Consider the following 25429-nt stretch of genomic DNA (forward strand, 5'->3'; position numbering starts at 1 on the left):
AAGTACAAGGCACCAAGCATGTTAGACAAATACATCACACCGGTAATAAAGCCACTGTTAACCCCTGTTGTAGCATTAATGCACAAGCGCGGTATAACGCCCGATCAACTTACTGTGGCAGGCTTTTTAATAGGGCTATTAGCTGTGCCATTAATTGCGTTTGAAATGTGGTACGCAGCGTTGACGGCTATTGCTTTAAATCGTATTTTAGATGGGCTAGATGGCGCATTGGCACGCCATGCAAATTTAAGTTCAAGCGCTGGCGGTTTTTTAGATATTACCCTCGACTTTTTATTTTACGCGGCAATTCCGCTTGGCTTTATTTTGGCAAACCCAGAGCAAAACGCCATTGCAGGTAGCATATTACTGGCCACCTTTATAGGCACTGGCTCAAGCTTTTTAGCCTTTGCCATAGCCGCCGAAAAATTTAAGCTCGAAAAACCCCAGTTTAAATACAAAAGCTTTTACTATTTAAATGGTTTAACCGAAGGCACAGAAACCATAGCGTTGTTTATTGCCTTTTGTATTTGGCCGCAGCACTTTGCCATAATGGCAAGTATTTTTGCTACTGCGTGCGCTATTACTATTTTTACACGTATACATGGTGGTTATAATACGTTAAAACGCCAAGAAGCTGATGAGGTTACACAAGCCAATGAGTAATGAAATTTGGTGGCGTTTAGGGTTCTTTTTTAGCATTTTGGTTATTATGATGCTGCTAGAATCGCGTATGCCTGCGCGTAAATCGCCTATAAAAAACAACACCCGATGGTTTGCTAATTTTGGACTCGTGTTTGCTTCATCACTAATTGCCCGCTTAAGTGTGCCCATAGGCTTAACCGCCGTAGCGCTTTATAACCAAGAGCACGGTATTGGTTTATTTAATCAAATAGCCACACCAAGTATTGTTGCTATTATTTTAAGCATGTTACTGCTTGATATACTTATTTATTGGCAGCACCGGCTTTTTCATCAGGTGCCTATTTTGTGGCGCTTGCACCGTGTACACCACGCCGATGCCCATGTAGATACCAGCACAGGTTTGCGTTTTCACCCTATCGAAATTGTACTCAGCATACTTATAAAATTGATTGCCGTAACCGCTTTAGGTGTACCCGCTATTGCAGTATTAATATTTGAAATAGCACTTAATGGTTTAGCATTATTTAATCATGCAAATATACGCTTGCCACAAGCAATAGAAAAACCACTTCGATTAGTTTTAATGACCCAAATACTGCATCGTATTCATCATAGCCAACGCGTGAGCGAAACCAATTCAAACTACGGATTTAGCCTTATATGGTGGGACAAACTATTTGGCAGTTACAAAAATGAAGCGCAAAAAGCCGATAACGATATAGATATAGGCTTAAAAGAATACCCTAACCCGCAGCAAAACGCCTCGCTGTGGGGCTTGCTAATCATGCCTTTTAAAAATAAATAGCCTGGTGCTATATAGCACCAGCTTATACGCCATAAGCTGGCAAAATAACACGTTAGAATCTTATAAATGTACCGATTAAAAACCCAGATAGCGACATGCTAGCTCAGCTTATCGCGCTTTAAAATGTTGCATATTAGCTAATTAAAAAACCTACCAAGAAATTTTAAACCACTAATTTTACACACTATTCTATTAAAAACTCAATTTGGTAAACTGGTCTTACCGTAAACTAAATGTAAATATAATAAACAAATATGTTGACCATTTACTTGCTGCGCAATATTATTTGTAAGCGCTTACAAAAACACATATAAAATGTAAGCGCTTACAATGAATAAATAGAGTTCTTTTAAATAAGTATAAACACACATTCTGACAACAATCTGTGAAACCGGGGTTCAGCTATGAACATTGAAAAAACACACATTGCTCGCTTACTGGCTGCTATTTCGTTAGCGTCTTTAGCTGGCTGTGGTGGCGACTCTGCCACAACATCTAATTTTGAAAATATCGACGCTTCTGAGCCAGTTTCAGATTGGCAGTTAGTATGGAGCGACGAGTTTGAAGACTCAACCATTGATACTAACAAGTGGAACTTTGAATTAAACTGCGATGGCGGTGGTAACAACGAAAAGCAATGTTACACCGACAGCGAAGAAAACGCCTTTATACAAGACGGTGTGCTTAACATTGTTGCCCTACCTGCAGAAGAAGGCGCTGAAAAGCTATACACGTCTGCGCGTTTAAATACCCGTTACAATGCTGATTTTACTTATGGCCGCTTTGAAGTACGTGCAAAGCTCCCTTCGGGTCAAGGCAGCTGGCCTGCGTTTTGGATGCTACCAACCGATGAAGAATACGGTACATGGCCACGTTCTGGCGAAATTGATGTTTTAGAATCAGTAAACCTAAAAACCGCTGATGAGGATGGCGGTGTTGAATCAAGCATTCATGGCACATTGCACTATGGCCGCGCATGGCCAGATAACAGCTACACAGGCCAAGAGTACAAATTTCCTGAAGATACTAACCCGGCAGATGACTTTCATACTTACGCAGTAGAGTGGCAAGAAGGTGAAATACGCTGGTACGTTGATGGCTACCTATATGCCACACAGCGCCAATCAGAAGTATTATATAATTCCAAAGGCGAAGCGGCAGGTTTGAAACATCGCGGTTGGTTTGCCGAGTATTTTGAACAAGGTTCTGGCGAGCTTGAAACCCATTGGGACAGCGCGCCTTACGATAAAGACTTTCACTTATTGTTAAATTTAGCCGTAGGCGGCGACTGGCCAGAAAATGTAAATGAGTTAGGTATCGATGCCAGCGCATTTGAAAACGGTCAAACTTTTGCAATTGATTACGTGCGCGTTTATCAATGTGCATCAAACCCAGATACCGGCAAAGGCTGTGAAACTATTCGCCCAGGTTACGACAGCCTAGACGATGCCCTACTTGAAGGTGAAGCGCCTATTCCTAGCCCGCCATCTACCGGTATTGCGACCCCTTTAACTATTTTTGGCGATAGCTTTAACCCTAACTGGCCAGCATGGGATTGTTGTGGTGGCTCTACACCTGCAATTGTAAGTGATGAAGAGCAAGGCGACGTTGTTGAATTTACAATAGGCAGTGAGCCTACAGTGGTTGGTTTTATTAGCCGCGATGCGTTTATTACTGACGAAAACGGCGCTGCAACACCTTTTGATGCATCACCTATGCTAGAAGAAGGCTACGTACGCTTTAAAATGAAAGTAACCAGCGCACCAAGCGTGCCAGACACACCTTGGTTTGTAAAACTTGAAAGCACAGAAGCCTCAACCGATGCTGATATGCCGCTTACAAGTAGCGTTGAAGGCCAAGCACCTATAGTAGGTCAGTGGCAAACCTATACGTTTTTACTTTCTGACCTTGCTGACTTAGATTTAGATATCAGCGCAATTGACGTACTTATGGTATTTCCTGAATGGGGCACGGGCGAAGGCGCAACCTTTTTAATTGACGACGTTGAAATTACACAAGACAACCTAGGCGCATCACCAGAGCTGACTATTTTTGAAGATGAGCAAAACCTAGCATGGCCAATGTGGGACTGTTGTGGTGGCTCAACGCCTATCGAAGTGGTAGATGATGAAGCGCACGGTGTAACCGCTGAATTTAGTATTGGTGCAGAGCCTACAGTAATGGGCTTTAACAGCCGTGTTGAAGTAGGTGGTGCAGGTGAGTCATTTGATGCAAGCAGCATTTTAGATGAAGGCGTTATACAGTTTGACTTAAAAGTAACATCTACCCCTAGCGACCCGTCAACTGCGTGGTTATTTAAAGTAGAAGCAAATGGTGCAACTTCATTTGCAGAACTTGAACTAACGCAAAGTGTTGAAGGTGAAGCGCCAGTGACTGGCGAGTGGCAAACTTATACATTTAAGTTATCAGATCTCGCAGGTGCAGGCCTTGATGTAAGTGCAATTGATGTACTTATGATTTTTCCGGCATGGGGCGCAGGTGAAGGCGCGGTTTACCGTGTAGATAATGTTAAAATTTACAACCCTAATGCAGCGCCCGTTGCCTCTGGTGAGCTAAACGTATTTACAGATACAGTCGCCGATCAGTGGAGCATATGGGATTGCTGTGGTGGTTCAACACCTACTACAGAAACCGACGATGATCAGCACGGCGCAGTGGCTCAATTTAGCATTGGTGCAACACCTACTGTAATGGGCTTTTTAGCCGATGAAGACGTATCGTTTGATGCATCAGCCCTATTAGAAAATGGCGTTGTACAGTTTGATTTAAAAGTAATAACAGCACCCTCAAACGTGGATGCACAATGGTTATTTAAAATTGAATCAATTGGCGCTTCAAGCGCAGTAGAGCTGGCATTAACGCAAAGCAATGAAGGGCAAACACCTGTTACAGGCGAGTGGCAAACATACACCTTCCCTATTGGGCAACTATTTGATGCGGGCTTAGATATTAGCGCTATAAACGTGCTCATGGTATTTCCTACGTGGGATATGGGCAACGGCGCACTATACCGCATAGATAACGTGATTATCGCGAATCCATAAAAACACACTACAATAGGCGCATGGCGCCTATTGCTACACAACAACATTTTATAAAGCAGAGCTATTATGAACACATTCAATTTTAAAAAGAGCCAACTTGCGGCTTCTGTGTCTCTTATCATTGCTGCAAGCACGTTAAATACGGCCATTGCTGCCGAGGCAGACACTGCAGCATCTCCTGATGTAGAAGTTATTGAAGTAAAAGGTATTCGTGGTTCACTTATTCGTTCTATGGATATGAAACGTGATTCATCTGGCGTGGTAGATGCCATTTCAGCAGAAGAAATGGGGAAATTTCCAGATACCAATTTAGCAGAATCATTACAACGCATTACCGGTGTATCGGTGAGCCGAGCAAACGGTGAAGGTAGCCAAATTACCGTACGTGGTTTTGGCCCAGAGTTTAACTTAATTACGCTAAACGGCCGCCAAATGCCAGGCACAGGTTATACGCGTTCGTACAACCTTGAAAACATTGCCTCTGAAGGCGTAAGCGCGCTAGAAGTATTTAAAACAGCGCGCGCCGATGTACCAAGCGGTGGTTTAGGTGCAACAGTTAATATTTCTACTGCGCGCCCTTTTCAAAAGCCAGGTCAAAATTTTTCAGCCACGGTTAAAGCAAATCACGACTCATCAAACGAAGCCGGTGATGATGTAACGCCTGAGCTTTCTGCTGTTTATAGCAACACATTTGCAGATGACAGATTTGGTTTTGGTTTTTCGTTTTCGCATCAAGAACGCGACTTTCAAAAACAACGCGCCAATATCCAAGGTTGGCAAGCCAATGTTGATTTACCTGAATTAGATAGCAGTAACGTTGTTGATAACCGTACTGACTCATCAGGTAACTACTACTTCCCTAAAGACATGAACTACTCTATTGAAGATGTAGAGCGTGAACGTACTAACGGCCAAGTTACTTTTCAATTTGAACCGGTTGATGGCTTTGTAGCCACCTTAGATTACACAGCAAGTAAAGCTGTTACGGGCTCTGAAAGTATTGGTTGGGGTATTTGGAACGACTTTGGTAGCAATATTAATGGCTACGAGCTTGATGAAAACGGCACCGCTGTTTATGCCGATATTAGCGGTAACGATGCCTCGTTTACAGCCAACAAAGGCACCACAGAAGTAAAAGCACGCTCTATTGGTTTAAACCTAGAGTGGGAAATTAACGACACGTGGCACGTAGAGCTTGATTACCATGACTCTAAAAATGAAACAGATAACGGCGCCGATGACGGGCTAGGCAGTACCGGCCAAGTGATTTTAGGCTCTGATCAGCTAGCAAACAAAATTTACGATTACCGCACAGGCGAAATCCCAAGTGCTCAAGTTAACTGGTTAAACGGCACAAGCGAATTAACGCCAGGCGAAATTGACTCTAACTTTAGCCAATTTACGCACTCACCGGGTGAATCTAACATTGAGCAATTACAATTACATACCACTTGGTACAACGAAAACTTTGATATTGGCCTAGTTAAAGTAAAATTTGGTGCATCACGCACTGAGCAAAACACCGGCGGTTATACTGCATGGAGTGGCTTAGTGGGCGGCCCTGGTTTTAACCCATCGTACACAGAAATATTCCCAGATAGCATGTTTACTCGCCACGATACGTCGGGCCTTTTAGATCAATTTGATGGCGGCGGCAGCAACTTACAACCAGGTTACTACTACACCTACGATTTTGACGAAGCAGTGGCTCGCCAAATGGCTTACTTAACCTCTGATGTAACCGGTGGCGATGCATACGCAGCCAATGCTTACATGGATGGTATTGATAGCGAAAGCTACGTAGAAGAAATTACAAACAGCTTTTATATTCAATCAAGCTGGGAGTTTGATGTAAGCGATTACTACGTAAAAGTAAACGCTGGCCTGCGCTACGAGCAAACAGATGTAACCAGCACAGTACGCCAACGTGTTGAAGAACAAGTAAACTGGATCAGCGCCTCAGAGTGGATAATGCAATATGCAGCCGGCGGCGATGATAACTTCCTTGAGCAGCAAGGCGATTACGACATATTATTACCGTCAATCGATGTAAGTGTTGATTTAACCGAAGACGTTGTAGCCCGTGTTTCATGGGGTAAAACTATGTCGCGTGCACCACTGGGTGATTTAGCCGGTGGCCGTAGCTTAACAGGCAGCCCAAAACCTGGTTCGCGTACCGGTAGCCAAGGCAATACAAATTTATTGCCGTTTGAATCAACCAATCTCGACTTATCATTAGAGTATTACTACGCAGAAGGCAGCTACGCCTCTGTTGGTTACTTTAAAAAAGACGTAGATAACTTTATTCAAACCACTATTACGCAAACCACGATTGAAGGCCTATACGACATTTTAAACGGCCCGCGTTACTTACAAGCTGTTAGCGATATTGAATCGCGCGGCGAGCAAGCAACCACCGATGCTATTTTTGCGCAAATGATTAGCAATGGTTATGGCAATGCGAATGGCGTCATTGAGCCAAATAGCGATGACCCACTTATGGTATGGAACATAAGCCAACCACAAAACACCGACAGCAAATCGGTAGATGGTTTTGAAGTGGCTGTTCAGCACTTAATTGGCGAAACCGGCTTTGGTGTAGGTGTTAATGCCACGTTTGTAGATGGCGATGTAGAATTTGATAGCGAAAGCCTTGATCAACAAGCTCCGCTTACGGGTTTAAGTGACTCTGCTAACTTTCAAGGCTTTTACGAAAAAGACGGCCTATCAATCAAAATTACGTACGCATGGCGCGACTCGTACCTAATTGGTGTAGGCCAAGCACAAGGCTCAGCCGACGCGCCACCGCAATATGCTAAAGCGTATGGCCAGTGGGATATGAGCGTTAACTACGATGTAAACGAAAACGTAACGGTATTTTTTGATGGCATAAACTTAAATAATGCCACCGAAGAAGGCTACGGACGCTACGAAGAGCAATTCTTATTTGCTAATCAGTACGGCCCACGTTACTCAGTGGGTGCCCGTTACACATTTTAAACTAAACCCTAGTTAGAAAGTTAAGCCGCTTGTTGAAACAAGCGGCTTTTTTATAACGCTTTTATTTGCTCAAGCAACACATTGGTTGTACAATCAATGTCGTTATAAGCCACATCGGGCTTGTAAAAATCCCCGGCCCATATAGCGCAAAATACAGTGATTGTATTTTGTTTCAACTAAGCATTTTTTGCATTTAACGAAAGCTAGTCGCTAACTTAGAAAAGTGCAAAATTTAGGATGGGTGTCTATTAAATTTTAATATTGTAGTTTTTTAATCGTTAAAACTGGACACTATTGATGCCGTTTAACTTAGCACACACTTAAAATAATTATGCCTAAATGCCAGCTTTAGTGATTGTTTAATGCTTGAGTATACCAATCCATTCATCAGGGTTTGCTATGATAAAATCATAAGTATCTTCATTATCTAAAGTGATTGTTATTGCATCGCTTGTTAGTGGTAAAATTCCTGCACCTGTCCCAGCTGATTTTTCAATTTTAACAATTGCGCTTCGTGTAAAAGTATAAGGCCCTAAACCAGCACTTTCATTGTATGGTTCAAAACGTACCTCACCTTGCGTTACATAAAATTTACCATCGGCTTTTGCAACACCACTTTGATACGTAGCGGTAGATGATTTGAGTATTTTATTGTTCATTCGGCTTTCCTGCTAATAAATAAAATGACTTTTATAAAACGTATCCACTATAATAAGTTATATAGTTTTATGTTTTAAGGCAATTAGTTTGTACCCAAAAAAACAAATTATGATGACACCTACTTTATTTAACCTATTAGAATCTAGGCTTCGAAAAATACAAATTTGGATAGGCGTCTTGTTAATTCTTTCTCTGAATTTTTTTAACTAAAGGTACTATCGCTAAAGCTAGCAATACGGCAAGAAAAAAGCTCACAAACGTATTATCAAACACCCACCTAAAAAAGATTCCTGAAAGAGATAAAACAAAAGCTGACCAAAGCCATGGATTTATATTCTGCATACTATCTAGAGCACCAACGCTTTGCTAAGCGGCAATAAAATTGTTGGCTAAAATTAGCGAGGAACGAGCAAAAGCCAACTGTTTTTTGTCCGTTTAAGCAACTTGTTATATCACGGCAGCACCAAGCTGAAATTTTCAGCTTATTCACCACTTAAATCTAAATATTTGACACTAATCGTTTCACTATTCTCTTCATTTAGTTCAAATGCAGAATCAGTAAAGTCTAACTCTGAAACTTCTGCGTTTGCTCTAATACCGTCCATGTAATCAATATTTACATAGGCAGAAAATACTTCAGTGTGCTTTTTCACAATATCGTTATGCAGGACAAACATGTAAACTTTATCTTCAGGATCCCATGGTGAGCGATCGTAATCCGCAATTGAATAGTGAGCTTTTAAAACTATTTCAAAATCAATTTCATACTCAACATTTTCATCTGAAACCGAAATTATGTTTTTGTGGTTTATACAAACAGACTCAATATCAATTTGGTAAATTTCATCATCGAACTCATTTGCTTCATCTGAGTAAAATTCTGATGAGCTAATTATCTCTCTAGCGCTTTCAATTAAATTTTCTTCTAGCTGTTCAAAAATACTGTCTGCAAATTTTACTGGCTCTTTTAATTCTTCTTCTTTCCTAACAACTAAATCTAAAAGGTCATCAACTCTCTTTAAATGAATCAAGTTATCTAAAGTGTCAGCATATTTTTCCATATCGCCGTCATCACTGATGACATATAGAGTATGTCCTCGATCCTTGCTTACTTTGCCTACAGCTTCGAGCACAAATGCGTCAGGAAATTCAGATTTTTTATTTGCTCCTCCAAATGGAGGTTCTGACTTAAAGTATTTATCGAAAACAATTGAGGCATCTACATTTTTTATATCTACAATTTCAGCTGAGCTCTTATCAAGAAACTCTTCAAATTTTTCTAAAGCAATTTTATAAATATCTTTGGCTTGTACTTTCTCAAAAATTCCGTGACAAGCTAGTTCAGGTGTATTTCTTAAGAACATAGCTTCTTTTTGTATTTTCTTTATAGCCCTTGCCGATTCTTCTGCCTTTGATAATAAATGAGCTTTTATTTCATTGATCGTAATTTGTGTAATAAGGAGGTGAAGTCTTTCAGATTCAAGAAAGTCACAAAGCTTGCCTAAGGCATGCTCATTAAATTGGTAGTTTTTACTTTCATATGCTGAAGTATCAACAAATACCAATCTACTTTCTAATTCAGTGCTCATGAGCTTCCTTAGTGATATAACAACTTTGTCTACGACATTTGTCGTTTTATAAACCGACAAATGTCCCTATATTACAATGCATTTATCTTAGCCAGCAAATAACCTCCTGTAAACAATTAGTTAACTACAAAGAAATCTCCGTTAATGCTGTAATGCACCCAAATGGGGGAGATCAGTAATATCCGACAATGCATAAATCACTGCACATTTTTAGAGCCGCTTTGTATAAAAAGTTAGTATCATACAACCCGCTTTTTTAACGCAATGATGAGTTATTTAAAACGCTTAGGTTTAACGTTTTGAATACGGCTGGTATTGTGCTTATATATTACAACAAGCCTACAGTGGCGTTGTAAGCCCCTAAGTAAAAAAGCCCGCAATCAATTACTGCAAGGCCATACAATTAGCCAAGTGTGCTTTGATGTTGGGTTTAATAGCGCGAGCCACTTTAGTCGTGTATTTAAACAAACCTTTGGCATTGCGCCTAAAGAGTGCCGGCATTAAGGCTAAAACCTTATTTTTTACTTTGCTAACGCCCTGAATATGTTAGTTTATTAACATGAGTATTGAGTAAAGAATTGGTATGAGTAAGCAAACCCGCTGGACCCTAAAAAGTATTGCTAAAGAGTTAGGTGTATCTAACGCAACAGTCTCTAATGCGTTTAATCGCCCTGATCAGCTATCGGCTAAACGCCGAGACGATATTCTTGCAGCGTGCAAAACCTTGGGCTATTACGGGCCCAATAAAGCCGCGCAATCGCTTCGCAGTGGTACGTTTAATATTGTAGCGTTAGTGCTGCCCGATAGTGTGGAATATATGGTGTCGGACCCTGTGGCCAGTAGCTTTATGCGGGGTGTAACCTCGGTGCTTGAAAAAAACGGCATTAATGTTTTATTGTTTTCAGGAAATAGCGATAACCTTAACAGCGTGGTCGACTTTGTTGATGGCTTTATTTGTTATGGCCGCCCTCGTAATAACGCATTAGTAGAGCAGTTAAAAACGGTCTCTAAACATGTGGTCACTATTGATTTTGATATAGCCCGCAATGCCTCTGTAAATATTAATAACGAGCAAGCAAGTTACGAAATAGCCAAGCATGTTTTAAAAAATCAAAGCGATAAAGTCGCTATTTTAGGCTTAAGGTTACTTGATGAAAACGTGTTATGCCGCGTATACGAGCATCACGAATTTGAAACGGGGCAATCTATTTCGCACCAACGTTTACGGGGTTATCAACGTGCTTTAAGTGAGGCAAATATTACAGTAGCTGATGACCGTATTTGGAATATACCCGAAAGCAGCGAGCGTTTTGCTAACATTGCCGCCAAAGAGGTGTTAAGTGCCTCCCCTCGCCCTAACGTTATAATTTGTATGAGTGATTTAATAGCCCTTGCCACCATGCGAGAAGCGATAAAACAAGGTATAAAAATAGGTGAAGAACTGCGTATTGTCGGCTTTGACGGAATAGATGAAGCCGCTCGCTTTGTGCCGCGCCTAACCACTATTCATCAAAACAGCCAAGAAAAAGGCGTAATGGCCGCCGAACTATTTATATCAAAAGAAGAAAAAATATGTGATGTAAGTTACGAGCTAGATATTGGCGCAAGCGGTTAATAGGTTATGTTAAAAAGGACAGGGTAAACAAAAGCCAAGCTTTTGAGCTCGGCTTTTATGTTTTAATGGCCTTTTAGACTAACAATGCGTTTAATCTTATCGTTGTTTCTTCATCACCGTTTACTTGAGTAATAAGCGCGTCTCGCGTTTTAAAATTAACACTTAATGCAATAGACTTATCTTCTAGTTGCCACGTTAAACAACATATTCCCTGTGTACCGTGAGCACTAAACTCTCCTTCAAAAGCGGGGTGTTCATTACGTAATTTAATGAGCTCTATTAAACCTTTTACTACAGGTTTATTAAGCGCGTGCTCAATTGTTTCAGTATTTAAATACGGGCGGTTAATATCACGGCCCACATTGGTACGTGCAAGCAAATCCATATCGTTTTCGCAGGCAAATAAACCACCGTAGTACACTTGCGGCACACCGGGTGCAAAAAACTGTATGGCACGCGAAATCAAATAATCTAAGTCGTTAGCACCTAATGCATTGTAATACGTACAGTTTACTTGGTATAAATCAACGTTACTGGCAGCAGCACCCGTAGCTTGGCGGCTTTGGTTGTTACTGTTGGCATGCATGGTTTCTACAAGGGTATCTATTTGCTGTGCATTTAAAAGACCTGGCTTGTCGCCCATTGGGCCTGCATCAATAATGCCTATGCCGTCGTGCGTATCTAGAACGGTTAAACAATTGCGTGGTGAAATAGCTAACCATTTAAGTAATGCTTCTACATCGTTATTAAATAAGCTATGTAAAATAAGTGGCGGTAATGCAAAGTCGTAAACCATGTTTACACGCTTTGCTACTTCTACTTGTGTTTGGTAGTGGCTATGAATTTCAGCAATGGTTTCCATGCCAAGCTCGTTTGCTTGCTTTGACAAGTTATCTAGGTAGCCAAAGGTTTCGTCTAGCATAAAACAATTTGTACCGGCTTGTTTAATTGCGTAACCCGCTGCATCTAAACGAATAATATTTACGTTATTTTCAGAAAACTTAGTTAATACGTTATTTAAATACGCTATACCCGCTTCAACTTTTACGTTTATATCAATTTGGTTATCGGTAAACGTGGTCCAAAAGTCATACGTTTGACCGTCGCCACACTGCATTGGTGTAAAACAGCTCCCTGGGCGCGGGCGATAAATAGCTTGCTGCTCTTGCTCGCTCATTCCATTTGGGAATACATCGTCTTTTGTTAAAAACAAATCCCAAAACTCTGATTGCTTACCTTTTGCTAGCACATCTTGAAACTGATAAGACTGCGCCGATACATGGTTAACGATTAAATCAGCCATTAAGTCGTGGTTTTCACCCAGTGCTTGAATATCGCTCCATGTACCAATGCGAGAATCTACTTCGCTGTGATCAATCGGGTCAAAACCCGCATCGCTTCCGTCAATAGGATTATAAAACGGCAAAAGGTGTACACCACCAAAAACGCCCTTAAGTTGGCCATTTAAAAGCGTAGTAAGTGCGTTTACATCTTGCCCTGTGATTCGATCAGCGTATGTGATCAATTGAACTTTATTCTTCATCATGTGTGATTACCGTGTTGAAACTTAATCGATTAAGATATATCTTTAACTAGCACGTACAATTTTACAAGTAATTTTTAAATATTTTACATACAAAAGTTGTGGCTCACGTAATACTAACCATAGTAAGTGATTGAGTTATTACTATAACTTGAGCCATAACGAGGAAAAATCACATGACAAATTTAAACACACACACGCAAAGCGACCCAATGCAGCGAATACGAATACTCACTTACATGATGTTTTTTATGTTTGCGATGACCTCTGATGCGGTAGGTATGATCATCCCCGAGTTAATCACAGATTTTGGTTTAAGCATGACCCAAGCCAGTGCTTTTCATTACGCACCTATGGCACTGATTGCCTTTAGCGGCTTATTTTTAGGTTTTTTAGCCGACAGCCTAGGTCGCAAACAAACCATAATGCTGGGCTTACTTATTTTTTCGGGCAGCTGTTTTTTATTCGCTTTAAGCAATAGCTTTTCGGTATTTTTAATTTTGCTTTGCTGTATAGGTTTAGCCATAGGTTTATTTAAAACGGGCGCATTAGCGCTACTTGGCGATATATCAGCGAGTAACGCAGAGCACACCAAAACCATGAATAAAGTAGAAGGTTTTTTTGGAATTGGCGCTATAGTTGGCCCTGCGCTGGTAGGCGTACTGCTTACTCAAAACGTAAGTTGGACTTACCTTTATATTATTGCCGGTGTTATGTGCTTAATTTTAGCGTTAATGGCTTGGCGCGCCGACTACCCTAGCGTTGTTAAAAGCACAGAAAAGCCAGCCTCGCTCGCCACCACCATGAAAATGATTAAAAACCCTTATGCTCTTGGTTTTTCACTAGCAATTGCCTTGTATGTGGCCACCGAAGTTGCCATTTACGTGTGGATGCCAACACTTTTAAAAGATTACACAGGCTCTTGGCCGTTACTTGCTACCTACGCACTTACTATATTTTTTGTGTTGCGTGCTGCTGGACGTTTTTTTGCTGTATGGCTTTTAAATCACTTTAGCTGGCAAGGAGTTATGGCTTATTTAAGTTTAGGCATAGCGCTATGTTATGTGGGCACTTTGGTAGGCGGTGTTGATTGGGCGGTAGGCTTGCTTCCGCTTTCAGGTTTGTTTATGTCGATGGTTTACCCTACTTTAAACTCTAAAGGTATATCGTGCTTTCCTGTTGCGCAACATGGTGCAGTAGCGGGTGTAATTTTATTTTTTACTGCGCTTTCGGCCGCGCTGGCACCTTTATTTATGGGCGTAATAAGTGATTACTTTGGCCATGTACGCTACGGTTTTTACTTAGCAACAGGCTTTGCTGTGATATTGTTTTTAGCCATGCTTTATAACTTTTACCGCGACCCTGCGGCAAAAGCATTAACTAAAAATGCATAAATGGCTGCTCAAGCCAGTATAAAAAACACCATTAAAATCAATACAAAAATAAAATAAGAGCAAATTACACACAAAAATAATTTGCTTATTGTAAAAACTTTGTTATTTTTACTTAATCGATTAAGTAAAAATAACAAACTCACACAACACAATGAGGCGTTAACATGACAACACACCACACACCTTTATATTTAATCAGTGCCTTAGCACTTGCAGTAAGCCAAGGCGTTCATGCACAAGACGAGCAAGAAACCAAAGTGCAAGCTAACCAAGGGCTTGAAACAATTGTTGTTACCGGCGTTCCTCGCCGCACAACCATTATGGCGTCGAGCTCATCAGTAAGTAGTTTATCGCTTGAACAAGTAGAGGTGTCTACACCTCGCTCAACGGCTGAAGCATTTAGAATTATTCCGGGTGTTCGCGCCGAATCAACAGGTGGTGAAGGTAACGCTAACATTGCTGTTCGTGGTTTACCTGTAGCATCGGGTGGGGCTAAGTTTTTACAACTGCAAGAAGATGGTCTGCCTGTAATGCAGTTTGGTGATGTTGCCTTTGGTAACGCCGATATTTTTATGCGCCTTGATAACACAGTACAAACAATCGAATCAATTCGTGGTGGCTCTGCCTCTACCTCGGCAAGTAATGCGCCTGGCGGCATTATTAACTTTATTTCTAAAAATGGCGAAAACGAATCGGGCAGCGTATCTACTACTGTTGGCCTTGATTACGACAGTGTTCGCACCGATTTTGAATACGGCACCTATTTAACCGACAGCGTACGTTTTCATGTAGGTGGTTTTGTGCGTCAAGGCGAAGGCCCACGCGAAACTGGCTACACGTCAAACAAAGGTGGCCAAATTAAAGCTAACCTGACTAAAGATTTTGAAAACGGCTACGTACGCCTTTACTACAAGCACCTAGACGACAAAAGCGTAGGCTATTTACCTATGCCTATGTACTCAAACGGTGATTCTATTGCTGGGTTTGATGCACAATCAGATACACCGCATTCAGCCTTGTTCACTAAAACAGTGCGCCTAAATGGCGAAAACCAAATTAGCAGTGGCGACTTACGCGATGGCATGAACCCTAAAGTAGATGCGGTAGGCTTTGAAGCCGTATTTGATTTAGATAACGATTGGCGTATCGAAAACCGTTTTCGTAAATCATCAATTAGTGGCAACTTCAACTCGCTAATCCCTGCAGAGGTAGGCAGTGCCTCATCTATTGCACAAAGTATTGGCGGTGTTGGCGCAACACTTAGCAACGCAAATACCGGTGCAGCCTTTAACGATGACCTTGCCATGCGTATTCACACCTTTGATGTAACGCTTAACGACTTTGGCTCAATTGTTAACGACTTCAAACTAACTAAATCGTTTAGTGATGACACTAGCCTAACCTTTGGTTACTTTGCCTCTACGCAAAATATTGCAATGTCGTGGTTATGGAACTCGTACTTAATGGAGCTTAAAGGCGACAACGCAGCGCTTTTAAATGTAACCGCTGCCGATGGCACTGAATATTCAGAAAATGGTTTATATGCTTATGGCACACCTTACTGGGGTAACTGTTGTCAGCGCGATTACGACACAGAGTACGATACTCGTGCCCCTTATGTTGCGTTTTCAACAAAGCTTGGCGACGTAAGCATTGATGCCAGCGCCCGCTACGACAGCGGTGAAGCACGCGGTAATTACGCAGGTGCCATAACCTCAACAGTAGATATGAATCGCGATGGCACTATTTCTATTCCTGAGCAAAACGTAGCAGGTATTGATACAGCTAACGCAAGCCCAGTAAATTACGATTGGAGCTACTCATCTTATTCTGTAGGTGCTAACTACCAAATTGACCCAAGCCTTGCTACGTTTGCACGTATTAGTAAGGGCGGACGTGCCAATGCAGACCGTTTATTATTTGGTAAAGTACGCAGCGACGGAAGCGTAGCCGATGAAGATGCAGTAGATGAAGTAAACCAATTTGAGATTGGTGTGAAAAAACGCTTTGATTCGTTCTCGGTATTTGCAACAGCCTTTTACGCAGAAACAGAAGAGCAAAACTTTGAAGCAACATCGCAAACCTTTTTCGACCGTGAATACGAAGCAAAAGGGATTGAGGTTGAATCAACTTACTTTATGGATGCATGGGACTTTAGAGGTAGCTTTACTTGGACCGATGCTGAAATTGCAAAAGATGCGCTAACTCCTGAAGTTGTAGGTAACACACCACGTCGCCAAGCGGATTTAATTTACTCACTAATGGCGCGTTACAGCTACGATAAAGGCGCGGCAGGTGTAAGCTTTATTGGTACAACCGATGCTTACGCTCAAGATAACAACGACCTTAAGTTTGACGGCTACACGCAAGTGAATGCGTTTGTGAGTTACGACTTATCAGAAAACTTAAACCTTGCGCTTAATGTAAATAACTTATTCGATACAGTTGGTATTACAGAAGCCGAAGAAGGATCAGTACCTGAAAACGACATTATTCGTGCCCGTACAATTAACGGCCGTACTACGTCGGTTACTTTAAAATACGCTTTTAACTAATTGTGTGTATTGCGCTGCAGTGAGTCATCGCTGTAGCGCCTTTTAAAGTACGAATAAATAACCCCCTTCATGTTTTAGCCCAGGTTTGCTGGGTTTTTTAGGATATTCCAAATGACCAAACTCCTGTGCTTAGGCGAGCTATTAATTGATATGCTGCCTCAAGATGCTCATAACTCAGCGTACTTACCCATCCCTGGTGGTGCACCTGCTAATGTTGCTGTTGGCTATGCAAAACTTGGCGGTGAGGCTGCATTTTGTGGTGGTAAAGGTGACGATCATTTTGCCAATCAATTAAGTAATGCATTGGCTCAATACAATGTAAATACAGACTATTTATTTACCATTACTGGCTCACAAACCGCCATGGTAATAGTAAGCCTTGATGAAACAGGCGAGCGCAGTTTTGGCTTTTACCGCCACAACACAGCCGATGTACTTTTAACCCAAGCGCATTTAGCGCAAATAAATTGGCAAAACATAAGTACCCTGCACTTTTGCTCAAACACCCTAACCGACCCAGTAATTGCCAATACAACACTTAAAGCGCTAGAACTTGCTAAAACACATAACAAGCTCGTCAGCTTTGACGTAAATTTACGCTATAGCTTGTGGGAAAACACCCATGATATAGCAAGCAATGTACAAGCCTGTTATACCTATTGCGACATAGTTAAGCTTTCGCGCGATGAACTTAATTTTTTAGCGCTGCATAGCGAAACAACGGGCGACGATTACATTCAAACATTATTAAATACCGGAGTAAAACTGGTATTTTTAACCGACGGGCCTGAGCCTGCTACGGTTTACCACAGCGCATTTATACTTAACGAATCGGCACCAAAAATAAACGCAGTAGATACAACAAGCGCGGGCGATGCCTTTATAGCGGGGGCTTTATACTATTTAAATAACTTAGGGAGTGATTTATCACTAGCAGATAAGTTAAATGATGAAACCAGCATAAAAAACGCCCTCCAATTTGCCCTTCAATGTGGCTCTAAAGCCTGTTTAGCTAAGGGGGCATTTCCGGCATTACCAGTGCTAGCTGATGTAATATAACTCTTGAGTAGAGTGTAAGTTGCTTTAAATAATAAAAAACGCTCTTGTGAGCGTTTTTTATTATTTAATTATTCATCTAGCCAATCTATGGCGGCGGTGGCGTTTTCGTAGTATTGCACCTCGCCTGAAATAAACCAGTTGCCTATTTTAGCCATGCGGGCTTGCCATTCTTGATTGCCATAAATAGCAATTTTATTAAATTCTTTTGAGTGCCTTACGCCAAGCTTTAAATCATCCCACGCGGCGCGAAGCTCCCAGCCATCTAGTTCGCTGGCATCAATAAGCACATTTGCTATAGGGTGTTTAACCTCGCCAAGCGCTGAGTCGATCATGGGGGTAATGACTTTATAGTCTTCGTGAGTGAGTGTACCCACTGCTTTTAATTTTAAAAAGAATTCTCGGCCTGCGCGTTCAATACCAATAGATAAACCATGTGTTGTGTGTACCATGCAGCTCTCCTTAATCGGGTGCGCTTATGTTATTTACAGCCTGTGTGAGTGGATTTAATAACGAAAGTTGGAGTTAATTAAAGCCTATAAAGTGAAATTATTCCCTTTAAAAAATAAAAACCCCAAAAATACCCATCACTTACTGAGTTAAACTATAAAACTACACCGAATTAAGTTAATTAGTACTGAACTAAATCAAACAAAACTGCTAAATAATGGTAATTGTTAAGCACTTTGCACACGCGCTATTTGCTTATCTACATCGGTTAAATGGCCTAATTTTAGCCACACTTTTGCACCTTGCTTTCCAGCGGTTATATTAAGCTCACTATTCACAGGCAGCCTTAACCAGCTGTGTTTTACTAATACGTCTGATTGCTCAGTTACCTCGCCTTCAAGCACGAGTAACTCAGCCCCCCCGTTTGCACTAATTTGCATGTTAGCACCGGCTTCAAAATGCAATAGGCTCACGTCTTCAACCTCATCTTTATAAAGCGGTGTAATGGCAAGCCCTTTAAATACAGGGTGCGTCACGCTGCCCATGTGCTGTGTTTGAAGGCGTACGTGGGTTCTATCTTGTGGCTGAAATTGCCAAAGCTTTACAAATATTATGCAGCCTTCATCGGAGCCTGGTTTGTGCTTTGATTGCGGTGGGTTACGAATATAAGAGCCTTGGGGAAAATCCCCATGTTCGTCTTGAAATACGCCTTCTAGTACTAAAAACTCTTCGCCGCCTGTATGCACATGAGGCGAAAACTCGCTCCAGGGTGCATAGCGCACAATGCTTGTAGCGCGGGCTACTTCTGCGCCTACTCTATCAAGTGGGCGCCTATCAACTCCGTTCATTGGCGAAGGGATCCAATCAAGCTGCTCACTATGAACAACGACACGCTGGGTAAAATCGGCAGCTATTTTCATCTTTACACCCTTTAGTTTTGCTTTTATACGCATAAAAAAAGCGAGCTAAGTAAGCTCGCTTTCTTAAATTTTTAAGCTGTTATGCTACATCTAACTTTTTATGTTTAGAGTGTACAAACACTAATGCAATTAAGCCAATAATTACTACAGCAGCACCAATTGGTTTACCTAAATCAGCAGATAAGTTAAAGCCAATTGCAGCGGTCATTATATACGAGATAGTAACGCCTGTTGCAATTACAGCAGGTACGCTGGTGATCCAATGAAAGGCACGTCTATCAAACAAGTACTTAGTAGCAAGCCATAGTACGCTTGTTGAAAGCAGCATGTTTGAAAATGCAAAGTAGCGCCAAATCACTGAGAAATCTAATTTAGTCATAAAAAAGGCAATCGTTAAAATAGGCACGGCCAGTAATAAGCGATTACGTAAGCTTTGCGGAATATTAAACGCATCAACCACGGTTAAACGCAGTGAACGGAACGCCGTATCGCCAGAGGTAATAGGGAACACCGCAACAGCAATAATGGCCATAATACCACCCATTACGCCTAAGTAACTATTTGCTACATGGTTAACCACTAAACCTGGGCCACCTTGGTCAAGCAATGCTTTTAAGCCAGCGTAACCTTCTGGGAATGCAGCAATACCCGCAAGTGCCCATACACAACCTACAATGCCTTCACACATCATTGCGCCATAATAGACTGGGCGTACGTATTTTTCGTTTGTTAAACAGCGGGCAATAATAGGCGCTTGGGTAGAGTGGAAACCACTAATGGCACCACAAGTAATGGTAATAAATAGTAACGGCCATGTTGGTAGGCCATCTGGGTTTGGCTCTAAAAAGTCGTGCGCGTGGTCTGCTTCAAAGTACGCTAAAAAGTCGCCTGCTACCGGCAAGTGTGGCGCATCGAGTAATAACGCACCGGCTATTAGCGTGGTCATTACTATCATTAATAAGCCAAATAATGGGTAAAATTTAGTAATAATTTTATCAATTGGCAGTAACGTTGCTAAAAAGTAGTACGCTAAAATAGCCAAAACCCAAAATGTATTGTTAGCTAAAAAAGTGCCTTCAAACACATCTAGGTTACTCAATAAGCCCGCTGGGCTCATAATAAATACAACGCCTACAAAAAATAACAGCATGGCTGTAAATATTAGCATAAAGCCTTTAAATACAACGTTGTAATAGTGCCCTGCTATTTCTGGTAAGCTTTTACCATCTTCTTTAATGCTCATCACACCCGAGAAGAAGTCGTGTACTGCACCGCCTAATACGTTACCTAGCACAATCCAAACTAAGGCAACTGGGCCGTAAAGCGCACCTAAAATTGGGCCAAATATTGGGCCTACGCCGGCAATATTTAAAAACTGAATTAAAAATGCACGCACAGGGTGAATGGCTACATAGTCAACACCTTCGCTAAAGCGTTTTTGCGGTGTATCAACTGTTGTATCCATACCTGCTTGTTTTTCAACAAATGGGCTATAAAACTTATATCCCAGTATTAAAATTGTGATGCAGATAAAAAAGATGATCATAAAGCACGTTTCTCTTTTTGTATTTGGAGTATAGAGCGTGTAATTTCCGCTCCGCCTTTTCAATCCGTGAATAATCGACGAACATTAACAAAGTATTAATTCCCCCGCTATAAGACGAATAGCTAATACACCAGCCACTTTTTATGCACCTTGCTCAACACTTAATCTAAATGGCTTAATAAATAAAAATTAAAGCAAAAAAAAGCGGCTTTACTATAAAAGTAAAACCGCTTACACACACAATGATTGGGTGTAACTGTGATTTGTTACATTAAGCTGGGCTCATAAACTCATTAATTTGTTCATGCGTTAATGTAGGTGTCGCACCGGCGCTTTGTGCAACCATAGCGCCTACGGCACAAGCAAAATCAACAGCGTGCTGAGCACAATCGCTACTACAAAGCTGATAAATTAACGAACCTAAAAACGAATCCCCTGCGCCAACTGTATCTACAACGCTAATTAAATAACCTGAGTTATAGTAATTCTCACCTTTAATAGTGAGTAGCGCACCGTGGCTGCCTTTGGTTACACAAAGGTATTCGGTGCTAGTTTGCTCTGCAATAAACGCTAAGTTTTGCTCAAGTGAATGGAACTTACAGCCCATTGCTTTAGCAATTTCGTAAAGCTCTTCATCGTTTAATTTGATGAAGTCGGCTTTGTTCATTAGCTCAACTAATGTTTTTAGCGTGTAATGCGGTGCACGTAAATTTACATCAAACACTTTAAAGTTAGCCACATCAACCAACTGGTTTAATGTAGCAAGTGAGGCTTCGCTGCGGCCAATTAGGCTACCAAATACAAATACATCACTGGCTTTTACTTTTTCAATAAGTGAGTTAGTAAGCTCAATGTTATCCCACGCAGTATCGGCAACTATTTCGTAGCTGGCTGAGCCGCTTTTATCTAGAGTAACTTGTACTGTGCTGGTTTTTTTGTCGTTATTAACGCCAATGTATTCGCAGCTTACGCCTTTGTTTTTAATTTCACTGAGTAACTCAGTACCAAGTTCATCGTTACCTACCGCGCTTATCATGTCGGCTTTAATGCCCAGTGAGTTAATACGCACACACATGTTAAGCGGCGCGCCGCCTAAGCGTTTATCGTTTGCAAAACAATCCCATAACACTTCGCCAAAGCAACTTACGCTTACGTCTTTACCTTGTTTAGAATCAATTAAAATGCTCATCATTAATTACCTTTAGGCTCAAGGACGTTATTCATAATTGCTTTTATTTTGCTTGCCGGTGCGTATAACGCTTCTACATTATTTTTGTAGTGAGACGTAAATGCGCTTTGCATGTTTAAATCGCCAAATAGGCTTGTTAGCGATAAAAATGCAAGGTCATCGGTGGCCGTTTTAGCAGCGGCTTCATGTAGCTCGCTTTGCATTGCATCAATTACTTCAAGGGTATTGCCTTGCTCATCTGTTTCTTTGTCGCTATAAAAACACCATGCAGCAATAACCAGTGTAGCAAGTGACACATCACGGCCTTGCGCTAAGTTTTCGTTAATAGTGGCAATTAAAAATTTAGGTAGTTTAGCTGCACTTTCTGAACAAATACGCGATAAGCTATCTTTAATGTTAGGATTAGCAAAGCGTTCTATAAGTGTGTCTTTGTAGATTTCTAGGTCAATGCCTTCTAGTTGCGCTAGGTTAGGCGTTACTTCTTTATCCATAAACGCACGTAGGTACTTTGCAAATAAAGGATCGGATACTGTTTCGTCAATTGTGCCATAGCCATGAACAGAGCCTAGTAAACCCAATACTGAATGACCTGCATTCAATAAGCGAATTTTCATCGTCTCAAAAGGTGTTACGTCACTTACAAATTGTGCACCTACGCTATCCCAATCTGGGCGTCCACAGCAAAATGAGTCTTCAATCACCCATTGAGTAAACGATTCACACGTAATTGGCCACTCATCGCTAACACCGTAAGCATCAACAACGTAATCAATATCGCTCTTCTTAGATACTGGCGTAATACGGTCAACCATTGCATTTGGGAACGTAACGTTAGTGGCAATCCACTCGCTTAACTCTTTGTCTTGCTCGGCTACAAAGGCAAGTAACATTTTGCGCGTTACACTACCGTTGTGCTGAATGTTATCGCACGACTGTACTGTAAACGCATCAAGGCCTTGTTCTTTACGCAACTTTAGCGCAGCAGTAATGTAACCAAACGCCGTGATTGGGTCGTTAGGGTTATTAATGTCGTTAATAATGTCTGGGTTTGAGTAGTCAAACTCACCCGTTACTGGGTTAAAGTTATAGCCGCCTTCGGTAATGGTTAACGACACAATGTGTGTATCGCTGTGCGCTAGCTTATTAATAACCGCTTGCTTGTCCTCTGGGGCAAACAAAAAGTCAATCATAGAGCCAATAACTTTGTTATCTATTTGCCCATTTGGGTGCCTTACTGTAAGCGTGTAAAGGTAGTCTTGCTGCTTTAAAATATCGCGCAGACCACGGTTACCCTCTAATAAGCCTACACCACAAATACCCCACTGCTCAGCACCTGGCGTTTTTAAAAGCTCGTTAACGTACACAGCTTGGTGAGCACGGTGAAAACCGCCCACACCAATATGAACTATACCCGCTTTTAGCTTACTGCGGTCGTAGTTTGGTGTATCTACATGGCTTGGCATATCTGCCAAGCTCTGTTGGTTTAGCCCTTTAACAAGAGCGTCAGTGTGCTGGTGTTGCGTCATGGTGCGGCCTTACTAAAACAATATTAAAATTTAAAATTAAGATGCAGTATTAAGTGCTTTATGGCGCAATAGCGACCAATAAGCGGTTGCAAAATAAATAATGGTGCAAATAAAACAGGCAATTTCAAACTGCGTTTTATTTCCTGCGTAAATGCTCATGCTGTCACTAAAAAACATAACTTGGCTGGCAAAGCCAAAAATAATAAGTAACGAAACGGTAGAAACAGCATTCAATACTTTAGTTAGCATAGAGTTATCCACAACAGGGGCTTGAACATCTTCAGCCAAGCCTGCCTGGTACTCTTTAATGTCTTTTTGCTCTTGCTCTTCTGCTGCAATTTCTTTGCTGTAGTCTTCATCTGCGCCGTATTTTTTAGCCAGTAGCGTGTAAACAACAATAGTGAAGAACCACGTAGGGATGAATAGGTAATAAAACGACATTACATCAATTGCATTTAAACCAAAGCCAAACACAAGTGCTAATGCCCAAGAGGCAATGGCCGGTACGCTGCGTGTAATGTTTTTGTATTTAGCCCAGTAACGAGTTAAACCAATTTTAGGAAATAAAACATGCTCAGCAAATACAATGCCGCCCACCGGCACTACTAATAAGCCTGCGTAAGTTAAAAGCGGTAACATTTGCGAAAATACAAACGGGAAACACGCAATTATAACAGTTACAACACCGACAATAGCGGTTGTACGCTCACGTGATTGGTCAACAAAAATAGATTGCGCAGCAAGGCCTGCACGGTAAAGGTTGGCGTTAGCTGTTGTCCAGCCTGCAATAATTACAATTACAAAACCCGTCCAGCCTAATGCGTGGTAAGCAACATCACCCGGATCAAGTGATGAAATAGTTGTTTTAAGTAATACCGCAACACCTGCGCCCATAATACCGGCCGAGATCCATGCAATGTAATGACCAAAAAACATACCTACGCCTGAAAACAAACCGTAACTTTTACGTTTTGCAAATCTAAAAATTGCCATGTCAATCAAGCCAAAGTGAGTAATAGAGTTTGCAGCCCATGCAAAACCAATCACTTCTAATAAGCCAATACCTTTTTCGCCATCAGCGTTTGTGCCGGTCCAGATTGATGAATCCCCTATTGCCATAAAGTCATCAAACCCTGTTAGCGTGGTTGCTCCTAATACATGATTAGAAAGCTCTGGGAACAATGCAAACGAGCCTGCTATAAAAATAACAAATAGCCATGGAGCACAAATTTTAGAAAAATCAGCAACGGTTGAAAAACCATACATAGCCACAAATACAACTATAGAGCCAACCGATAATACAATGGCCACAAATGCTAAGCTGTTAGGATACCAATCGAGTTGCGCGGGAATATCAAACAAAAACCGTACTGCGGTTGCCGATACCGTGATCATGGCGGCGGATATAACACTAAATATGACCACGTTTGCCCAGTTATAGAGCTTGGTCATTGAGTTACCGGCAATTTTATTTAGGTAGTTGTATAAACTTAAACGTGTTTCTACCGCAATTGGCGAGGTAATTAGCCACCACGAACACATTGCTAATAGGTTACCAATTAATAGACCTAATAGAATGTCGATGGTTGATGCGCCTAATGCAACAAAAGTTGCACCAATAACAAACTCGGTTGCAGCTACATGTTCACCAGCGTATAAACCGGCAAAGTGCTTCCAACCATGAAGCTTATGATTAGCAACAGGCAATTGCTCTTCGTTAACATCGTTAAATGTTTGTGTGTGTGGACTTGATGCCATGGTATTTTCCTATTGTTTTAAGCACAGCCCTAACTGTTAATTTAAATAAGTGTTTTTTATTTAGATTAACAATGAGTAAAACACCGTGCCTTTTTATAATGCTACTACTATAACTA

At 41.3% G+C, this 25429-nt stretch carries 18 protein-coding genes; 9 read left to right on the forward strand and 9 right to left on the reverse strand.

What is annotated here, in order from left to right; translation table 11 throughout:
- Positions 1-18: 18 nt before the first annotated feature.
- From WDB87_RS03465 to WDB87_RS03480, 4 genes are all read left to right on the forward strand, one after another.
- Positions 19-663, forward strand: a complete 645-nt coding sequence (locus WDB87_RS03465) for a CDP-alcohol phosphatidyltransferase family protein (RefSeq protein WP_337849048.1) — start codon at positions 19-21, stop codon at positions 661-663.
- Positions 656-1447 (forward strand): sterol desaturase family protein, encoded by a 792-nt coding sequence (locus WDB87_RS03470; RefSeq protein WP_337849049.1) that lies wholly within the window; start codon positions 656-658, stop codon positions 1445-1447. The genes WDB87_RS03465 and WDB87_RS03470 overlap by 8 nt, the downstream gene beginning before the upstream one ends.
- Before the next feature lie 404 nt (positions 1448-1851).
- Positions 1852-4512: a family 16 glycosylhydrolase gene (locus tag WDB87_RS03475; RefSeq protein WP_337849050.1), complete on the forward strand. Its 2661-nt coding sequence runs from the start codon at positions 1852-1854 to the stop codon at positions 4510-4512.
- Positions 4513-4578: 66 nt separating this feature from the next.
- Positions 4579-7512 (forward strand): TonB-dependent receptor, encoded by a 2934-nt coding sequence (locus WDB87_RS03480; protein ID WP_337849051.1) that lies wholly within the window; start codon positions 4579-4581, stop codon positions 7510-7512.
- Between the two features lie 359 nt (positions 7513-7871).
- Here WDB87_RS03480 and WDB87_RS03485 read toward each other — a convergent pair whose 3' ends face one another.
- Together WDB87_RS03485 and WDB87_RS03490 are read right to left on the reverse strand one after the other, a co-directional pair.
- Entirely contained in the window at positions 7872-8171 is a 300-nt protein-coding gene (locus WDB87_RS03485) for a hypothetical protein (RefSeq protein ID WP_286248968.1), read from the reverse strand.
- A gap of 483 nt (positions 8172-8654) precedes the next feature.
- Entirely contained in the window at positions 8655-9761 is a 1107-nt protein-coding gene (locus WDB87_RS03490) for a PIN domain-containing protein (protein WP_286248967.1), read from the reverse strand.
- A 303-nt stretch (positions 9762-10064) separates the two neighbouring features.
- Between WDB87_RS03490 and WDB87_RS03495 the strand changes: the two genes are divergently transcribed.
- Together WDB87_RS03495 and WDB87_RS03500 are read left to right on the forward strand one after the other, a co-directional pair.
- A complete protein-coding gene (locus WDB87_RS03495; RefSeq protein ID WP_337849090.1) occupies positions 10065-10265 on the forward strand; it encodes a helix-turn-helix domain-containing protein in 201 nt (66 codons plus the stop codon).
- Positions 10266-10344: 79 nt separating this feature from the next.
- On the forward strand, positions 10345-11376 hold the full coding sequence (locus WDB87_RS03500; protein WP_054981726.1) for a LacI family DNA-binding transcriptional regulator: 1032 nt from the start codon (positions 10345-10347) through the stop codon (positions 11374-11376).
- Positions 11377-11449: 73 nt separating this feature from the next.
- Here WDB87_RS03500 and gtfA read toward each other — a convergent pair whose 3' ends face one another.
- On the reverse strand, positions 11450-12922 hold the full coding sequence (gene gtfA, locus WDB87_RS03505; RefSeq protein WP_337849052.1) for a sucrose phosphorylase: 1473 nt from the start codon (positions 12920-12922) through the stop codon (positions 11450-11452).
- 173 nt (positions 12923-13095) lie between these two features.
- Here gtfA and WDB87_RS03510 point away from each other — a divergent pair, with 173 nt between their 5' ends.
- From WDB87_RS03510 to WDB87_RS03520, 3 genes are all read left to right on the forward strand, one after another.
- Positions 13096-14313, forward strand: coding sequence for an MFS transporter (locus tag WDB87_RS03510; protein WP_286248965.1), 1218 nt, complete (start codon positions 13096-13098; stop codon positions 14311-14313).
- Between the two features lie 164 nt (positions 14314-14477).
- Positions 14478-16868 (forward strand): TonB-dependent receptor, encoded by a 2391-nt coding sequence (locus tag WDB87_RS03515; protein WP_337849053.1) that lies wholly within the window; start codon positions 14478-14480, stop codon positions 16866-16868.
- Between the two features lie 111 nt (positions 16869-16979).
- Positions 16980-17927, forward strand: coding sequence for a carbohydrate kinase family protein (locus WDB87_RS03520; protein WP_337849054.1), 948 nt, complete (start codon positions 16980-16982; stop codon positions 17925-17927).
- Positions 17928-17995: 68 nt separating this feature from the next.
- Here WDB87_RS03520 and WDB87_RS03525 read toward each other — a convergent pair whose 3' ends face one another.
- The 6 genes from WDB87_RS03525 to WDB87_RS03550 form a co-directional block, all read right to left on the reverse strand.
- Positions 17996-18376 carry an STAS/SEC14 domain-containing protein gene (locus WDB87_RS03525; RefSeq protein ID WP_337849055.1) on the reverse strand — a complete coding sequence of 127 codons (381 nt, stop codon included), beginning with the start codon at positions 18374-18376 and terminating at the stop codon, positions 17996-17998.
- Positions 18377-18601: 225 nt separating this feature from the next.
- Positions 18602-19294, reverse strand: coding sequence for a cupin domain-containing protein (locus tag WDB87_RS03530; protein WP_337849056.1), 693 nt, complete (start codon positions 19292-19294; stop codon positions 18602-18604).
- 79 nt (positions 19295-19373) lie between these two features.
- A complete protein-coding gene (locus WDB87_RS03535) occupies positions 19374-20840 on the reverse strand; it encodes a carbon starvation CstA family protein (RefSeq protein WP_286248960.1) in 1467 nt (488 codons plus the stop codon).
- 271 nt (positions 20841-21111) lie between these two features.
- On the reverse strand, positions 21112-22029 hold the full coding sequence (locus WDB87_RS03540; protein ID WP_337849091.1) for a carbohydrate kinase family protein: 918 nt from the start codon (positions 22027-22029) through the stop codon (positions 21112-21114).
- Between the two features lie 2 nt (positions 22030-22031).
- A complete protein-coding gene (locus tag WDB87_RS03545; RefSeq protein ID WP_337849057.1) occupies positions 22032-23555 on the reverse strand; it encodes a mannitol dehydrogenase family protein in 1524 nt (507 codons plus the stop codon).
- Between the two features lie 36 nt (positions 23556-23591).
- Positions 23592-25313, reverse strand: a complete 1722-nt coding sequence (locus tag WDB87_RS03550) for a purine-cytosine permease family protein (RefSeq protein ID WP_337849058.1) — start codon at positions 25311-25313, stop codon at positions 23592-23594.
- Positions 25314-25429 lie beyond the last annotated feature (116 nt).

The organism is Pseudoalteromonas sp. C12FD-1 (assembly GCF_037414265.1).
Classification (GTDB): Bacteria; Pseudomonadota; Gammaproteobacteria; order Enterobacterales; family Alteromonadaceae; genus Pseudoalteromonas.

What these genes read in the sequence shown, in the direction of transcription:
- WDB87_RS03535 (WP_286248960.1), bottom strand. Translation starts at nt 20,840, where the DNA reads ATGATCATCTTTTTTATCTGCATCACAATTTTAATACTGGGATATAAG.
- WDB87_RS03485 (WP_286248968.1), bottom strand. Translation starts at nt 8,171, where the DNA reads ATGAACAATAAAATACTCAAATCATCTACCGCTACGTATCAAAGTGGT.
- WDB87_RS03545 (WP_337849057.1), bottom strand. Translation starts at nt 23,555, where the DNA reads ATGACGCAACACCAGCACACTGACGCTCTTGTTAAAGGGCTAAACCAA.
- WDB87_RS03480 (WP_337849051.1), top strand. Translation starts at nt 4,579, where the DNA reads ATGAACACATTCAATTTTAAAAAGAGCCAACTTGCGGCTTCTGTGTCT.
- WDB87_RS03500 (WP_054981726.1), top strand. Translation starts at nt 10,345, where the DNA reads ATGAGTAAGCAAACCCGCTGGACCCTAAAAAGTATTGCTAAAGAGTTA.
- WDB87_RS03520 (WP_337849054.1), top strand. Translation starts at nt 16,980, where the DNA reads ATGACCAAACTCCTGTGCTTAGGCGAGCTATTAATTGATATGCTGCCT.
- WDB87_RS03510 (WP_286248965.1), top strand. Translation starts at nt 13,096, where the DNA reads ATGACAAATTTAAACACACACACGCAAAGCGACCCAATGCAGCGAATA.
- WDB87_RS03540 (WP_337849091.1), bottom strand. Translation starts at nt 22,029, where the DNA reads ATGAGCATTTTAATTGATTCTAAACAAGGTAAAGACGTAAGCGTAAGT.
- WDB87_RS03550 (WP_337849058.1), bottom strand. Translation starts at nt 25,313, where the DNA reads ATGGCATCAAGTCCACACACACAAACATTTAACGATGTTAACGAAGAG.
- WDB87_RS03515 (WP_337849053.1), top strand. Translation starts at nt 14,478, where the DNA reads ATGACAACACACCACACACCTTTATATTTAATCAGTGCCTTAGCACTT.
- WDB87_RS03530 (WP_337849056.1), bottom strand. Translation starts at nt 19,294, where the DNA reads ATGAAAATAGCTGCCGATTTTACCCAGCGTGTCGTTGTTCATAGTGAG.
- WDB87_RS03490 (WP_286248967.1), bottom strand. Translation starts at nt 9,761, where the DNA reads ATGAGCACTGAATTAGAAAGTAGATTGGTATTTGTTGATACTTCAGCA.
- WDB87_RS03470 (WP_337849049.1), top strand. Translation starts at nt 656, where the DNA reads ATGAGTAATGAAATTTGGTGGCGTTTAGGGTTCTTTTTTAGCATTTTG.
- gtfA (WP_337849052.1), bottom strand. Translation starts at nt 12,922, where the DNA reads ATGATGAAGAATAAAGTTCAATTGATCACATACGCTGATCGAATCACA.
- WDB87_RS03525 (WP_337849055.1), bottom strand. Translation starts at nt 18,376, where the DNA reads ATGGTACACACAACACATGGTTTATCTATTGGTATTGAACGCGCAGGC.
- WDB87_RS03465 (WP_337849048.1), top strand. Translation starts at nt 19, where the DNA reads ATGTTAGACAAATACATCACACCGGTAATAAAGCCACTGTTAACCCCT.
- WDB87_RS03475 (WP_337849050.1), top strand. Translation starts at nt 1,852, where the DNA reads ATGAACATTGAAAAAACACACATTGCTCGCTTACTGGCTGCTATTTCG.